The sequence below is a fragment of the Enterococcus sp. AZ095b genome (assembly GCF_051714725.1).
GTDB lineage: Bacteria > Bacillota > Bacilli > Lactobacillales > Enterococcaceae > Enterococcus_B > Enterococcus_B pernyi.
The window spans coordinates 2,330,070-2,344,779 of sequence record NZ_JBIOSL010000001.1; the positions used below are offsets into that span (position 1 = coordinate 2,330,070).

The 14,710-nt window shown below is 35.0% G+C and carries 13 protein-coding genes; 1 reads left to right on the top strand and 12 read right to left on the bottom strand.

Going from position 1 to position 14,710, the window contains the following annotated elements; genetic code table 11:
- Entirely contained in the window at positions 1 to 1,575 is a 1,575-nt protein-coding gene (locus tag IGJ99_RS11130) for a hypothetical protein (protein WP_409173570.1), read from the bottom strand.
- A gap of 459 nt (positions 1,576 to 2,034) precedes the next feature.
- On the opposite strand from IGJ99_RS11130, the gene IGJ99_RS11135 reads away from it, so the two are divergent.
- Entirely contained in the window at positions 2,035 to 2,349 is a 315-nt protein-coding gene (locus tag IGJ99_RS11135; RefSeq protein ID WP_409173571.1) for a VanZ family protein, read from the top strand.
- Between the two features lie 94 nt (positions 2,350 to 2,443).
- Here the strand turns inward: IGJ99_RS11135 and IGJ99_RS11140 are convergent, their stop codons facing one another.
- The 11 genes from IGJ99_RS11140 to IGJ99_RS11190 all read right to left on the bottom strand — a co-directional run bounded on the left by IGJ99_RS11140 (position 2,444) and on the right by IGJ99_RS11190 (position 14,630).
- Positions 2,444 to 3,856 (bottom strand): family 1 glycosylhydrolase, encoded by a 1,413-nt coding sequence (locus IGJ99_RS11140; protein ID WP_409173572.1) that lies wholly within the window; start codon positions 3,854 to 3,856, stop codon positions 2,444 to 2,446.
- Between the two features lie 14 nt (positions 3,857 to 3,870).
- Positions 3,871 to 5,706: a beta-glucoside-specific PTS transporter subunit IIABC gene (locus tag IGJ99_RS11145; RefSeq protein WP_409173573.1), complete on the bottom strand. Its 1,836-nt coding sequence runs from the start codon at positions 5,704 to 5,706 to the stop codon at positions 3,871 to 3,873.
- Entirely contained in the window at positions 5,703 to 6,548 is an 846-nt protein-coding gene (locus IGJ99_RS11150) for a PRD domain-containing protein (RefSeq protein WP_409173574.1), read from the bottom strand. The genes IGJ99_RS11145 and IGJ99_RS11150 overlap by 4 nt, the downstream gene beginning before the upstream one ends.
- 268 nt (positions 6,549 to 6,816) lie before the next feature.
- Positions 6,817 to 7,839 (bottom strand): hypothetical protein, encoded by a 1,023-nt coding sequence (locus tag IGJ99_RS11155; RefSeq protein WP_409173575.1) that lies wholly within the window; start codon positions 7,837 to 7,839, stop codon positions 6,817 to 6,819.
- Positions 7,840 to 8,871: 1,032 nt separating this feature from the next.
- Positions 8,872 to 9,357 carry a DUF2247 family protein gene (locus tag IGJ99_RS11160; RefSeq protein ID WP_409173576.1) on the bottom strand — a complete coding sequence of 162 codons (486 nt, stop codon included), beginning with the start codon at positions 9,355 to 9,357 and terminating at the stop codon, positions 8,872 to 8,874.
- A 12-nt stretch (positions 9,358 to 9,369) separates the two neighbouring features.
- Positions 9,370 to 9,876, bottom strand: coding sequence for a hypothetical protein (locus IGJ99_RS11165; RefSeq protein ID WP_409173577.1), 507 nt, complete (start codon positions 9,874 to 9,876; stop codon positions 9,370 to 9,372).
- Between the two features lie 26 nt (positions 9,877 to 9,902).
- Positions 9,903 to 10,070, bottom strand: a complete 168-nt coding sequence (locus IGJ99_RS11170; protein ID WP_226075739.1) for a hypothetical protein — start codon at positions 10,068 to 10,070, stop codon at positions 9,903 to 9,905.
- Between the two features lie 240 nt (positions 10,071 to 10,310).
- Complete coding sequence (locus tag IGJ99_RS11175) at positions 10,311 to 10,622, bottom strand: hypothetical protein (RefSeq protein ID WP_019723443.1); 312 nt, start codon at positions 10,620 to 10,622, stop codon at positions 10,311 to 10,313.
- A gap of 25 nt (positions 10,623 to 10,647) precedes the next feature.
- Positions 10,648 to 12,057: an EndoU domain-containing protein gene (locus tag IGJ99_RS11180; RefSeq protein ID WP_438770828.1), complete on the bottom strand. Its 1,410-nt coding sequence runs from the start codon at positions 12,055 to 12,057 to the stop codon at positions 10,648 to 10,650.
- The gene (locus tag IGJ99_RS11185) at positions 12,048 to 12,395 is read right to left on the bottom strand and encodes a hypothetical protein (protein ID WP_409173579.1); all 348 of its coding nucleotides are present in this window, start codon (positions 12,393 to 12,395) and stop codon (positions 12,048 to 12,050) included. The genes IGJ99_RS11180 and IGJ99_RS11185 overlap by 10 nt, the downstream gene beginning before the upstream one ends.
- 1,323 nt (positions 12,396 to 13,718) lie before the next feature.
- Positions 13,719 to 14,630, bottom strand: a complete 912-nt coding sequence (locus tag IGJ99_RS11190; RefSeq protein WP_409173580.1) for a hypothetical protein — start codon at positions 14,628 to 14,630, stop codon at positions 13,719 to 13,721.
- Between the last annotated feature and the right edge of the window lie 80 nt (positions 14,631 to 14,710).

Sequence of the window (14,710 nt, forward strand, 5' to 3'; positions counted from 1 at the left end):
CTAATAGTTTTCTACTGGAGATAGCACCTTTCCTATTGATTTTCCCACTACCTGAATATTACTGTAAACACATTTTACTGTTCTTATATTTTGTGTCACTGATTTCCCTATCTTTTTTGTGACCTCACTTATCGCTTCATACGCCTTTTCATGCAAACTATAAGCTCCTTCTTTTGCACTATTATAGATATCTGGTTTAACAAATTGCACTAATTTATTTATCCCGCCTATAGCTCCTCCAATTAGCGCACCTCCTACAGCTCCCGAAACTGTTCCCAAAAATGGAATAGGAATTGCGGTACCAATAGCCCCTCCGATAGCACTCCCAATCGTCATCCCCTCTAACGGACCAATACTCTTCACCATCTCTATTCCACCGCCTATTATTCCTTTACCAATACTTCCTGTTTTTCCATATTCATTCACCGCATTTGCTGCGAAAATGACTCCTAATTGCGCGTAAGTAGCTACTTGGCCTACCGTTCCTAATCCTTTGACGACACCCCATTTTTTAGCTCCTTGTATCAAGTGGGAGTTCTTCAATCCTTCGCTGACGTAGGTTTTTACGGGAGATGTAAATTTAGTAAAATATTGATAGGCTTTGCCTATCGTATCGATTTTAGGAAGCCATTTCCCTTGGGCAATGGCCTTACCTAAACTTTCGTATTTTGCAAGAGCGCTGATCAATTTATTTTGTAGTCCAGAAGGTAGATGATTGGCAAACATCCAAAATTCATCGTTAGATAATAATTTGTTTATCAATGCATCAGGATAATTGCTGAGCAACATTTCAAGTCGTTTGATTGCATCGTTTTTTCCTTCCTTCAGAGGTTGTACCAATTTTTCGATCTCCGCATACAGTTCTAAGTAGGCATTGGTTGAAGATTCTTCCAACAAAGCTTGTCCGTTTGGTTTGTACTTCTCAAACCAACTTCCATCCACCCCTCTCGACAATATATAACTTCCGTCTGTTTTTACGGTGGTTTGATTCAAGACTAAGACGCTTTGCATGGCGAGTTTTAATTCCAGTAGACTGTTGTTGAACAGTTCACTGGTTTGAGAATTAAAGGCATAAAGTTTTTGCTGTTTGCGTTGCAACTTGTAAATGTCTTCTTGCAGGCTGTCTGACATTCTCATCAAGTTGCGATGGAAGTCGGACAGCATTTCTGTGATACCTGGTAAGTTGCTTGTATTGGCGATGTGCCTGATCGTCTGCGCATGGTTTTCAATCGATTGTTTAGCAAATGATTTGGCACGAATCTGTCCACTTAAATTTTCTTCATCCAAGTATCCTTCACTGGCAATCATTTGATGCGCGGCGGAGTAAAGATTCAAGTCTGACTGAATCCCTTGTACCGCAGTGTTTACCCGATTGATCATAGGAATGATCAACTCAGAAAACAGCCCTTTCCCAGCTTGATAAGCAGCTCCTGAGAGTTTTTTGCCATCAACCGCTTGAACAACTTGTTGACTCCCTGTTCGTAGTTGATCGATCGTTGTCCGAGCAAGTGATAAATTAGTGGTCATATTACTCATTAAGTTAGAAGATTCGGTGGCTGAATAGATTAATCCCATGATTTTTTGTCCTTTCAATTAGATAAGTGATAGCTGTCTATTATTAATGTAATACTTGATAGTATTTTCTCTTTGCACTTCTATTTACTTATCCTCATCTCATTCATTATTACTATACGTAATTTTTTCCTATTTAAATTAAAATCGTTTGGATAAGAATCATCTACGTCGTATACGAACACTTGCAGTCTTATACGCACACGAAAACAGCCCTAAGATACTGGCATTCAATAAGTATCTAGGGCTATATTTTGCTAGTTATTCATTTTTCATCAATCGTTTCTACGTGTCACAATTATTATTTAGTACCAACTGGCTTCATCTTGTATCATTTACCAGTTTATCAGTATACTCATATGACTCCTAAAATAAGTCTACAGGCTGATGGCTAGAGTCTCCTTCTATGAGATGATTAACTATACGAATTACTCATTCACTTAAGGAAAGAAGGCGAAAAAGATGACACAACAAATCGGGTTCTTGTGTCCGTTAATTAGCAACAAATATAGAAAATTCAGTTATTCTCTTTTACTTGGATTTGGTACCTCATTGTTGATTGAAATAAGCCAACTATTTACGATAGCTAGAGCAACAGACATTGACGATTTAATTTCAAATGTACTAGGAATGATTCTAGGTTATTTTCTGATTGAGGTCATCTTAAGAATGATCAATCATTCGTCAAACAAAATCCTTGATAAAACGTATGGTTTTTCATGGATGATTCCTGTATTGGTCGTTTTTATTGCTTTCGCTAATACATTTTTTAGTTAATGCTTAAAGCTTAATATCTTAGAAACAATTCCTCTATAAAAAAAATAAGAACCCCAAAAATTGTTCTTCCAATTTTTGGGGTTCTTGCTTTTTATCATGCTATTCCGTTTGTTTCAATCACACTTTTATACCAATCAAACGATTTCTTTTTGTATCTGTTTCCGGTGCCTTTTCCTTCATCATCCAAGTCAACATAAATGAATCCATACCGTTTCGACATTTCACCAGTAGAGGCACTGACTAGGTCAATTGGTCCCCAAGAGAGATAACCGAGACATTCGACATAATCTTCAGTGATTGCCTTTTTCATTTCTGAAATGTGGCGATTTAGATAATCGATACGGTAGTCATCATTGACAACATTTCCTAGTTCTAACACATCTTCAGCGCCTAGTCCATTTTCAGTAATCATTAACGGCAATTGGTATCTTCTGTACAACCAGTTCATCGTATAACGTAAACCAACGGAATCAATGGCCCAGCCCCAGTCTGAAAGTTCTAGATACGGATTTTGGATACCACCAAAGAAAGCTTCATTCTTTTTTTGTTCATTCGGAGTGACACTGGACATATAATAATTCAAGCCAATATAGTCGATCGTTCCTTGTTGAAAATCTTTCACATCCGTTTCTTGTTGTTCGATCACGATACCTTGCGCTGAAAATTCTTTTAATTTGTATTGTGGAAATTTGCCACGACACATTACATCCATTTGATACAATTCTTTTTCATTTTCCAGCAAGTTGTTTAACATCGTTTCTGGTTTACACGTTTCTGGATATTGCGGATTGATACCAAAGACACAACCAATTTTGAATTCGGGATTGATTTGATGGCCCAACTTAACGACTTTTGAACTAGCAAGTGCCGTATTGTACGCAATTTGTGCGATCGCTTGTTTCGGATTTTCGAGTTCTTCAAATTTAAGACCAGAAATATAGTACGTAAAAAATTCTGCCGCTTTCGAGTTCGGGTCTAAATGATTGATTTCATTGAATGTTGCCCAATAAGTTACTTTACCATTCAGACGTTCAAACAATGTTTCAGCATACTTTTCAAATAAATCGACTAGTTTGCGACTCGTCCAACCTTGGTATTTTACAATCAAGTTAGCTGGTAATTCAAAATGAAAGAACGTGATGATCGGCTCAATCCCATGTGCGAGCAATGTATCGACTACCTCTTCATAAAAGTTCAATCCTTGTTCATTTGGTTCTGGATTATCACCGTTTGGAAAAATCCGTGTCCAATCGATCGAGATTCTTAATGCTGTAAAACCTATTTCCGCAAATAGTTTGATATCCTCTTTATAGCGATGATAAAAATCAATCCCCGTATGAGAAGGATAAATGAATCCTTCTTTCAGTTCTTTGTGGATTTCTCGTGGAGTGTACCGGGTTCCTTTCGTGACTAGATCCATATTGGAAATTCCTTTGCTGCCTTGATCCCATCCACCTTCACTTTGATGGGCTGCAATACTACCGCCCCATAAAAAATCTGTTTTCATCCTTCTTACGCCTCCTAAATAATCACTGCTAAAATTTGATTCGTACTGTCATCAGCCAACGGTACAACATCCAAAAAGTCTGCACTATTTGTGACAACGACCATCACTGTTGGATCAAAACCAGCTGCTTTGATGGCAGAAAAATCAACTGTTGCCAAGACATCACCAGTCTTTACCTGATCGCCGACTTTTACATAACTAGTAAATCCTTTTCCTTCAAGGTTGACTGTATCAACCCCAACATGGATCAATACTTCTACTCCATCTTCTGTCTTGATCCCATACGCATGTTTTGTGGGGAAAACTACGGTAACTTCTCCTGCGATCGGTGCAAAAATTTCACCATTTTCTTCATGAGGAATCACTGCAAAACCCTTACCTAAAGCGCCTGAAGCAAACGCACTATCTGAAACTTGACTCAACTGGATGACCTCACCTGAGCTGACATTTTCCAGTGCGATTTGACCAGCTTTAGTCAGTGTTTTTTCCTTTTTAACATCTTTTCCTTCTTGTGGCATCCCAAGCCCATAGGCAACAGCTCCCGCTAGGAGAAATGCGGTAACGCATGAAATGATCATCCAAATAAAATTCGCCGTGCCACCAATCAAAAAAGCAGGTAAGCCTGCTAACCCCCAAGCCATTGTCCATGCTTTGACCCCAGCTAATCCTGCAATCAAACCGCCAATCCCACCACCAACGATTACTGCAATAAATGGTCGGCGATATTTTAAGAAGACCCCAAAAATAGCTGGTTCTGTGATTCCCATGACCGCTGAAAAACCAATCGTTCCAAATGTCGCTTTTTCTTTCTCTTTTTTCGTCTTCAAGAAATAACCAATCATCGCTCCAGCAACGGCAATATCTGAAATCGTGGCAGCTCCAGTAATCACTGGATCGTAGCCTAATTCAGCAAAGAAAGTCAATCCGATCGGGAATAGGAAATTCGCAGCCCCCAAGACGATCAAGAACGGTTGGAAAGCTGCATAAAGCATCACTACGATCCAATAACCAATGTTTTCAGACAACATCGTAAATACCCAAGAAATGCACGAACCAATCCACATACCAACCGGACCAAAAACGGTTAAGAGAACGGGCAATACGATCATCAAGGAAACTGCTGGAACAAAAAACAGCTGAATCGCTTTCGGCACTACTTTTTCTAACTGAGTAGTCACAAATTTCAACAAGGCGATCGCTAATAAAATCGGAATGAATGTATGGGAATAATCAATCACAGGTAATTGATAACCAAACAAACTTAACCCTTCCGCACCAGTAATATTTGAAGACATCACAGTTGTTGCTAAAACAGTCGCGACATAAGGATTGACATTCAACCTTCTAGCCGATGAAAAAGCGAAAAAGATTGGTAAGAACGTAAAAATCGACGTCTGTAATGTTTGAAAAATTTGATACGTTGGACTTTCCGCCGAAACGATTCCCGTCAAAGAAAGCAAACTCAAAATCCCAGCAATCATTCCTGCCGCAATCAACACTTCGATAATTGAAGTCATTGATTCAGAAACGACCGATAATACGGCTGTCGGGATTTTCTTCCATGATAATTTTTCTTTCTCAGAAGTAGCCTCACTCCCACCCCCTAAGCCTGTCAATGACATGAAATCATTGTAGACTTCAGTGACATGTGTACCAATAATGACCTGATACGCCACGTCATTAGAGACGACGTCAATCACTCCGTCTACTTCTTTGATTTCTTCTGTTTTCGCTAAGTTGCGATTATTTAACGTCAAACGTAAACGTGTGACACAATGGGCCGCAGCCACAATATTTTCTTTTCCGCCAACCAATTCAATAATTGCTTTATTTAACTTTTCATATTTCATCTGTTTTTTTCAATCCTTTCTGTTAATCGATTGATGTGCATCATCAAATACGTTTCTTCATTCATGGAAAGATCTGCTTTAAATTGATGCTTGATATAAATTTTGATTTTTTGGACCGCTTTGAAAGCCTCTGGATATAACTGACTGATTTGTTGATACAATAAAGAGATACTTCCTTCTGGCTGTGTCAACTCACTTTTAATGATCCGCTGGATAAAGTATTGCAAATGAGTTGAGAACCGCATAAAGTTCGTCGAAGATTCATCGATTTTAAATGTATAGTGTTTTTCAATAATAGAGACAATATCACTCAATGTCTGCATTTCCAATAACTGATCAGATTTCTTATTGTCCCAAAAGTTGATGAAATGTAAAGCGATAGAAGCCGCTTCATCATTAGGAATACTTAGATTTTTTTCTTTCTCGATCATCTCAAGACTCTCCAGTGCGAGATCAAAATGACGAGGATAAAACCGGCGAATATCCCAAATCAACGGACTTGCAATAAACTGGCTCTTTTCAGCCCGTTCTAAAAGAAACTCTAAATGATCCAATAATGTTAGTGTTAAATAATCACTCACTTTGATGCCAAGTTTCCCCTCTGCATTTTCAATGATCCGACTAATCAAAAGAATGTCATTGGAATCCGACTTTGACAGTAAGTAGCTAAAATGCTCCAACATTTCATAAGAATCCAAAATATACATTTTCTCGATCTCGTCTTCTGAAACCTGTTGACCTTTTTTCTTTCGAAAGCCGATTCCTTTGGAAACAATAAAGACCTCATGTCCGCCCTTCTTGATCAATGCCACATTGTTGTTGATTATCTGTATTATTTTCACTTGCCCTATTCTCCTTTCCTAAAAAAAAGAACTCAAAAAAGATTTAAGGGCTTGTGCCTTAAAATCTTTTTTGAGTTCTGCCTGCGTTGCAGTAACATACTCGCATTTAATACTGCCGCGTATTAAATGGGTTCTTCTTTTTATTGATAATATATAATTATATGATAAATGGGTTTTGCGGAAATGTCAACGTTTTCTTAATTGGTGCATATGGATATTTACTTAATTCAGTAAAAGTATGTTCTGATTACTTTATTATATCGAAAAATCAATCATCTTCATACCCTATCTCTGTAATGATAAAATCTTTTTTTAAATCATTAAAGTTTGCACAGATTTGCTTATCAATATGAAACAACTCACCTTTTTGATATCTTTTTATATTGTCTTTGACTAATACATCAAATAAAAATCCATGAAACTGTACAGATGAAGCTGGATTTAGTTTGAACTGAGGAACCTTTACAATTGTCGATTCTACACATTTATCACTATATTTTATTTTTTTATTGTGATAATAATATTCAATTGAATAATCTATTTGGCAAGATTCATTTGGTAATACATGTATATCAATTTCTTTCATCTGGTTTATAGATATTTCTAAATTCAAATTATTGAAAACATACAATTCTCTATAATCGCTAACATCCAGCTCAATCAAATTTATCCTTGGTAAAGAACTTCCTCCTCCCATTCCACCATAACAAAAAAGTCCTGTTTCTCTAATAAAATAGCAAACCATACATTCCGTTGAAACGTTATTTACAATAATTTTGTGAAACAATCCGATATAGTTATTGTTTCTCATGAAAATTTTCTTCATTTCAGATTCTAGGTTTTCTTCTAACACACATTTGATTTCTCCGTCCAACAATTGGAATTCAGTATTAAAAGATTGTATAAATTTTTTATTTCCACCTTCCAAGTAAGCATAAGTTTCTATTGTTACATATTTTTTTGTACTTGCCAAATTCCCATTGTTTACGGCATAAATTATGGACGATTGCTCATTTAAACCGTAATTAAATATAATTTCTTCATACTCATATTTCTTTAAACAATTAATATAAAATCTAGCTGTATTAATTAGAATATTTTTGTTACTTTTATTACTGATTATTGTTCTATTATGTATAAAGTTATACAAATTATCATATTTTCTAGGTTTATTAAACAATTTTTCTTTATAGTAGTCATTATCTAGTACAATATTTTGTTCTACTTCAGGTATTCGATTATTAATACTAGTGAAAACTTCAAATATTTCTCGTAGGTCAGTTAGTTTCATATTATTTACCTTTCAATTGCATATTCATTTTGATTATACACGATATATACAGACAATTATAGACTTGAGATAGCATACACTAAACCTATCTAAAAACAGTTACATTGTTTAGTAACCATAATTCCTTCGCACATGTATATATCTTTTTTTAGTAAACAACTATTCCAATGTGCTAATTGATTATATAAAAAAGAACCCTCACTTCTTCCTATTGACCAAATGAACGTCCTCTTTGCTCATTCCTTCTTTGGAAAGAAATAGAAATATTTTGACCTCAAAAAATCAGGTAACCTTCACGAAATTTTTCTTTATGCTTTCGTAGAGGTTACCTGATTTTCCAAAGAGGTTATTTCTATTCCCACCATTTACTCGATTTTATTTTTGTCTTAAACTCACTATTCTGCCGACATCACTGCCATTGTGATGTAGTTATAGGGTTGATTGAAGTGTTGCAAGAAGAAGAAGATATCAATAGTTTCAACTCGTCGATCGTTATACTTTTGCTCTATTAACTATATATAAATAAAAATATTTACATATACAAGTTTTTTCAATCCATAAAAAACTATTACTTACCTCAACAATTGATCCAGTAATTCTAAAATATCTTGTCGACCAAAGGCAATGACATCATTTTGAGGAATCACTTCACTATTTAACTGCAACAAACTAAGAAATTCTTTCATATTATCATGAACGGATTCTGCATCTCCAGTTCGTTAGCATTCTCTAGTGAACCTAATAGACGAGCAATATCATTTAAATGTTTTTTTATTTCTACTGTCAACTCTAGTTCAAAATATTTGGTACCAAATATTAAACCAACTATTTAAACTATCAATATATACTGACATTACCAAAAGTTATGATAATTCACATTATTTTTGACAAACCCCTTCAACTTTTGTATCTTGATTCAAAATAAAGATTAGGTGGAAATACAAATTAATAAGAAAAAGAAGCAAATACTTACTTTGTACAATCAATTAACTATCAAAAAAAGAACAACAGTTTTAAAGAGAAAAATTCATTTTACCTATCATTAATTTTTTCATTTTCTGATTCTAAGAATTGATGGAATCTTTCTATCAATTCTTTTTTTGTAGTAGGAACTTCTTGAGGCATATAATTTATGAAGCTAACCATATCTTCTGGATACCCATTGTTATTATAGAATTCTGCAATTCCATTTAACAAATCATCTTCATCATTCATGGTATCATTTAGTTTAGATAAATAAATAAATCTAAGTTTTTGTTCTTCAAATTTATAATCATTACCGCCTTCATCCACATTAGGAAAGTACTTTCTTTTCAATTCAAATAACACTGATTGTAATTCGTCAGGTTTTATTCCCCATGCAAGTTCATTAATAAAATCATCATCATTTCCCTGATCCATTAGCTCTATCGCATAGTCAGAAATTACTTTTAGATCGAAAAATTTTTGAATTACTCCAATATAGATAGTTTTCCAACTATAGTTCACATCTTTTTCTTTAAAACATGCTAAATTCATTATTTTCTCCTTTTATTTTTTAGGAACTTGATTTGGTTTTCCAGTCAACGCACCACCATTTATAAATCTTCTATGGCTTATATTACCATTAGGTTCGACAATCCATTCAAAAACACCTATTTTTCCATTGTTACTTCCTTCAATTTGAAAAAATCTTCTACTAATTCCATCTCCACCAACTAAAGAATACTCATTTGCAACAGTTGGATAATTGTCAACAATGTTGCTAAATCCATGTTCTTTTAGAACATGTGGAAATTCCTTATCTATAATTGGTTTGCCTAAAGGATCTTTTCCACAAATTGGTTTTATATCATCAACTGTTGTTCCACCCCCGACTCGCTTGCCATCTAACACAGAACTCTTAAATTCAGAAATAACTTTCTGAGTAGCCCCACCAGTACTCTCACTATTAGACTTTTTCTTGACACTCCCAACATCATCGATGCCATCTAAAGCATATTCAGCAACCTCAGCATTATCGTTTACTAGCTCTAACAACAAGTTGAAGCCATTCATACCAGTATCCTCTTCAATAGAATAAGCTAATCTAATTTTATATCTATCATTCTTTTTTTTACAGATTGCATTAACGCTCTCCAATCGCTCTCAGTAAAATTTCCTAGTAATTCTTCAGTATAGATACATCCATCATCATACCAAGAATCCTCTGAACTATCTTCAGATAATATTTTATCTAACTCATCATACATATTTTAACACTCCTTATTTACTAAATCCTATAGGAGGAGGTCCATTAACTGTTCCAGTAGGATAAGCACTAATTATTTTAGCTCCTTGTTTTATTACATCAATTTTGACGCCACAAATAATACTTCCATGCCATGTAGCACCATCACTAGTTAACTAGATTGCTATTACCAATAGTCTTTGAACTTTCAATGATTTTCGTATCAATGCAGCTCTCTGGAAATGCTGTACTGGTTTTTATTTTAATTTTTTATGTAACTTTCAGCATCAGAAATAAAAAAGGTTAGCTTCAAATCAGGATATTTTTTATCAAGTTCCCTTAAACAAGAGATGAATCTTTTACTTTGTAATTTTTCAGAAACATCAGCAAAAACTGAGCTAATCAATAATAAGTCTTCCTTAGAACAATTTTTCAAATAATTAATTGTTTTATCTTCACTCATAGATAGTATAGTGGTTAATTCTGTCCAACTTTTTTCAAGTCCAAAGTCGTCTTCTTCATGTAAACTTCTTCGTTCTTCTAAGTTTTTATTTATTTGATTAAATATATCCATAATTTTTTCTCCTTTAAATAGTTATTTATGGTTGTTTCGTGCCATCTGGAAAAATGGTTCCAATATTCCCATCAGTTTTTATTACACCCACTCGTACACCATTATAATCCCCAAAAATAACATCCCCATTTTGAGCACCTACAAAATTTGATTGGTTAGCAATATGCTGTGCTGCACGTTTTATCTCTTTATTTGTCCAATTTTCAGGAAACCAAGATTGACCTGTGCCTATACGTTTCGACGGTGTCTTGTGGTGTGGTACATTTCCAGCTCTGACACCATTAGAGTAAGTTTTGTCAATGTTTACTTCAAACCCATTTTCCTTTAGAAAGTCAATGTTAGCTTGGCCATGTCCCCCACCCTTCATTTTGGAAACTTTTCCTGTGGAAGGATTAACAGTAAAATCTCCGACATCAGCATGTTTCAAACTTTGTTCCGGAATTTCAAGTTTAAAGACTGTAGCTCCTCCCTCTTTCTCACTAAACGACTTTTTATTGACACTCCCAACATCATCGATGCCATCTAATCTCGAAGCACCTTTATTTCCATAATACGCCCCCATCACTGTGTCGCCAATATTCGTAAATGTTCCTGACCATGCAGCGTACTTGAATTTATTCGCTTCTTCTTGGCTGATTTTCTTTCCTGTGTATGGATTGATTCTTATATTCGCACAACCAAGTGTTTTGCGATTGATTTCTTCTAGACTATCTGTTTCTTTGATTACCTCAATCTCTTGATCGCCTGATTCAATAACCAAAGATACGTCTTTTTTTATTTTCTCAAAATAACTTTTATTTGTACCTTTTGGTAATGAGTATGAGCCCTCACTTTTGATTGTCGTATTATTTAATATCAATACACCTTGCATCGCTATCTTCAACTCATTTAGACTATTAGCAAATAAACCACTTGTTTGTGTATTGAAATCCTGTAGTTTTCTTAGTTGATTTTGTAAATGATCGATAGCTTGTTGAAAGCTATCAGTCATTCGCTGCAAATCTCTTTCAACATTCAACAAGGTATCTAGTACACTTGCGATTGGGTTCAGTGTCGTTTGTAATCGGACGAAAAATAAGGTCTTGTCTACTGAGTTTTTCATTGTACGTGTGACTTGTATCTGTTGATTTAACTTATCTTCATTCAATTCGCCTTCACTTGCCACTATTTTATCGGCATTTTGGTATTTTTTCAATTCTTGTTCAATCTGTTCAATGGCATTTGTTGTGCGGGTGATCGTTGGAATGATCAAATCCGCAAACAAGCCTTTGCCTGCTGTATACGCCGCACCAGATAATTGCTTGCCATCTACTGCTGAGACAACTTTTTGACTACCCGATTTCAATTGACTTACAGTTTCTTTACCACTTTCTAAATTACTTTTAAGCGCAGACATAAAGTCTGAAGATTCACTACTGACATAAATCAATCCCATGAGAGGTTTCTCCTTTGCGCCTGTAATTCTTCTCGTTCCGTTTCTAATTTCTGAATGGCTTTATTATATGTATGATTTAATTCCTCATTGGCTTGTCTTAACTGACGTTGAAAAATATGTTGTTTTGTTTCATTATTTTTATGTAACCACTGTGTTGAGGTATAACCTCGTTGCAATGCCTCATGGTTTGATTCAGCTAATTGTTGAAAACCTCTTTGAAATACATCTTGCAACTGAAGCAGTTTTTCTTCTAATACACGTTTTTCATTCGATAATTTTTCTTGATGTTTTTCTACTTTGACAATTTCTTGTTGATTTTTTAGCATTTCACCATTCATTTACTTACCTCCATTCCATATCATACATTTGATTTGAATCTACCTAGAAGTAATGATTTTTACCGTTTTAGAGAACGTTTCGCTACTTCCAAGATATAAATCGTATCACTATTGATCTTTGTAAAGAAAGCGCATTCTATGTAAAGCTTACCAAATATATAAATCGAAAAACGAAAAATCTCATAAAATGTAGTTTTGATATCATAATCGTGCAAATCGTTGTAACTGTTCTTTTAAATATAAAAAATTGCAAAAGAAAAAGGCTTACGCCCTTTACCAAAAAACTATGCGGAGTCTCTCTCTACGCCATCCGATTGCAATGTTGTTCAGTCACACATTCTACAATACCGTACCAGTCGGAGCGACCACTGGCATATTGTAGCTTTACGAGATGTGGTCAGGCATGACAGCCTACAAATTCCACAAGGGCATTCGGTATATTTTGATTATGATTAGTATCAACATATACCGCCTTCTGCTACTCTCACGCGTTTCTTGTCTTATAGATTATTTCTAATCACTTCACGGCGAAGGACTTCTTTGGATGTTTCCATCAGTGTGAAATGCCAATCCCTTAGCAAATCTCTTCACAGGGAGGCTAAGTCTTATCAACTTAGCTTTCTATTGTCGTCCCGACAAGTTCGCTACCTTACATTTGGTCACACTTTGTACACGTTCTTTGCGCTCCAATGCTTTTACACTGGCTTTCCTCTTGTTACCAAGAATACTCACTTGATACGCAACAGTATCCCATTACGACATCAACAATGACTGATTCCCAAACGTTCCTTGACGAGTTGCTTAAACTCTCATACACAAGGTTCTGCATTAGTTTTTTGATAAAAAGAATAAACCTTTTAACATTTTTTTAATGATCATTATTTCATATATTTAGCTGACCTCAACGATATCATTCTTTCTCAACTTTATCATGAGTTAGAAAAATTTTCGTTCCTTAAATTTAAAAAAAAAGAAAAAAAGTGGGACAGTCATCAGATATTTTCTAATGATTGTCCCACACTATTTTACTTGATTGAACGCATCAGCAGTTCTTATTGACAAAGAGACCGCATAATTCATTTACTTAACCCACAGACCCTTCCAATGACTCTTTTCAATAGCATTGGTACATGATTCGCGTTATAAAAGCATTTTTCCCGCTCTGGTATATATCACTGACAGCCTATCACAGCACTTGATATCCCCCAGAACGTATCCAATATCGTACCCAAAAAAGCAGGTAGAGAAGTTATTTGAGGTATCAAATTTAAAAACGTGTGCACTTTGAATTGCGTGATATGTTTTTGACATGATCCATAATCATTACTCAATTATTTTTCCTTTTGTGTATGAACTATCCTTATCACTAGTCAAAAATACTACTTTTGTAATATCACCACATTCTTCACATTTTAAATACAAGGATTCAACCATTCCGTTTTCATCAGAATCATCAGAATCTATCGTGAGTTTTTTACTTTTACACGACGAACATATATACTGTGAGACAGGATCAAAGACTTTTTGCGTTATGTTTTCATACACACCAACCAAAGACGTTACAAGCATTACGCAAGTTGAGGCTTCATACTTAGTAGTTGTACTAGAATGAGTTAATTTATTAGCGTAGTCCCATGTTGATTCAGTTAGTTTTTTTATAATACTTCGATAGTCAGCGTTATCGGAACCTGTCAAATAAAACTGTATAAAAAGTTCCGCCTTTTTTTTGAAGTTTGATTTTTTTGGTTGTTCTTTAGTACCTGCCATATCTGCTATAAAGATGTGATTACCAAGTTCGATTAGAATTTCTCTACACTGAACACCAATAGATTGAAAATCTTCAATTTCTTCTGCACTGTCTATAAGAGTAGCAACATTCTTTAGCTTCCGAAAGAGTTGTGGTGCAATCTCTGTATCAAGAGTAACGCTCCTTACAAAGTCCTCTGGATCATATTTTTCATGTAAAACTCTCATTCTCTCCATTAAACCCATATGAAACGAATATACCTCGTCTGTTCCAAAATAGTATGCACTTTGCGGATAAAGGTTCATAGGAACGTTATCACCCTCAACAACCCACCAATCGCCGTCATTATCCGTTTTGACATTCCAAACCGTTACTTCTGTACCAAGATCATTAAATTCCTGTTCCGGCTTGGCACTTAACACCGTACACTTTTCTTGGCTCTGCAATTCTACATAGTCTTTAACATCTTCAAAAGTTCGTTCACCCATTATTTACCTCCATGATTTTTACCAAATAGATTGTATTTTTCTAGTTTTATTTCACCTCTCTAATTCTTTTAATAGTTTAT

Excerpts from the sequence above, each read along its gene's own strand:
- IGJ99_RS11130 (WP_409173570.1), bottom strand. The coding sequence starts at position 1,575 with ATGGGATTAATCTATTCAGCCACCGAATCTTCTAACTTAATGAGTAAT.
- IGJ99_RS11135 (WP_409173571.1), top strand. The coding sequence starts at position 2,035 with ATGACACAACAAATCGGGTTCTTGTGTCCGTTAATTAGCAACAAATAT.
- IGJ99_RS11140 (WP_409173572.1), bottom strand. The coding sequence starts at position 3,856 with ATGAAAACAGATTTTTTATGGGGCGGTAGTATTGCAGCCCATCAAAGT.
- IGJ99_RS11145 (WP_409173573.1), bottom strand. The coding sequence starts at position 5,706 with ATGAAATATGAAAAGTTAAATAAAGCAATTATTGAATTGGTTGGCGGA.
- IGJ99_RS11155 (WP_409173575.1), bottom strand. The coding sequence starts at position 7,839 with ATGAAACTAACTGACCTACGAGAAATATTTGAAGTTTTCACTAGTATT.
- IGJ99_RS11160 (WP_409173576.1), bottom strand. The coding sequence starts at position 9,357 with ATGAATTTAGCATGTTTTAAAGAAAAAGATGTGAACTATAGTTGGAAA.
- IGJ99_RS11165 (WP_409173577.1), bottom strand. The coding sequence starts at position 9,876 with ATGAATGGCTTCAACTTGTTGTTAGAGCTAGTAAACGATAATGCTGAG.
- IGJ99_RS11170 (WP_226075739.1), bottom strand. The coding sequence starts at position 10,070 with ATGTATGATGAGTTAGATAAAATATTATCTGAAGATAGTTCAGAGGAT.
- IGJ99_RS11175 (WP_019723443.1), bottom strand. The coding sequence starts at position 10,622 with ATGGATATATTTAATCAAATAAATAAAAACTTAGAAGAACGAAGAAGT.
- IGJ99_RS11180 (WP_438770828.1), bottom strand. The coding sequence starts at position 12,057 with ATGGGATTGATTTATGTCAGTAGTGAATCTTCAGACTTTATGTCTGCG.
- IGJ99_RS11185 (WP_409173579.1), bottom strand. The coding sequence starts at position 12,395 with ATGAATGGTGAAATGCTAAAAAATCAACAAGAAATTGTCAAAGTAGAA.
- IGJ99_RS11190 (WP_409173580.1), bottom strand. The coding sequence starts at position 14,630 with ATGGGTGAACGAACTTTTGAAGATGTTAAAGACTATGTAGAATTGCAG.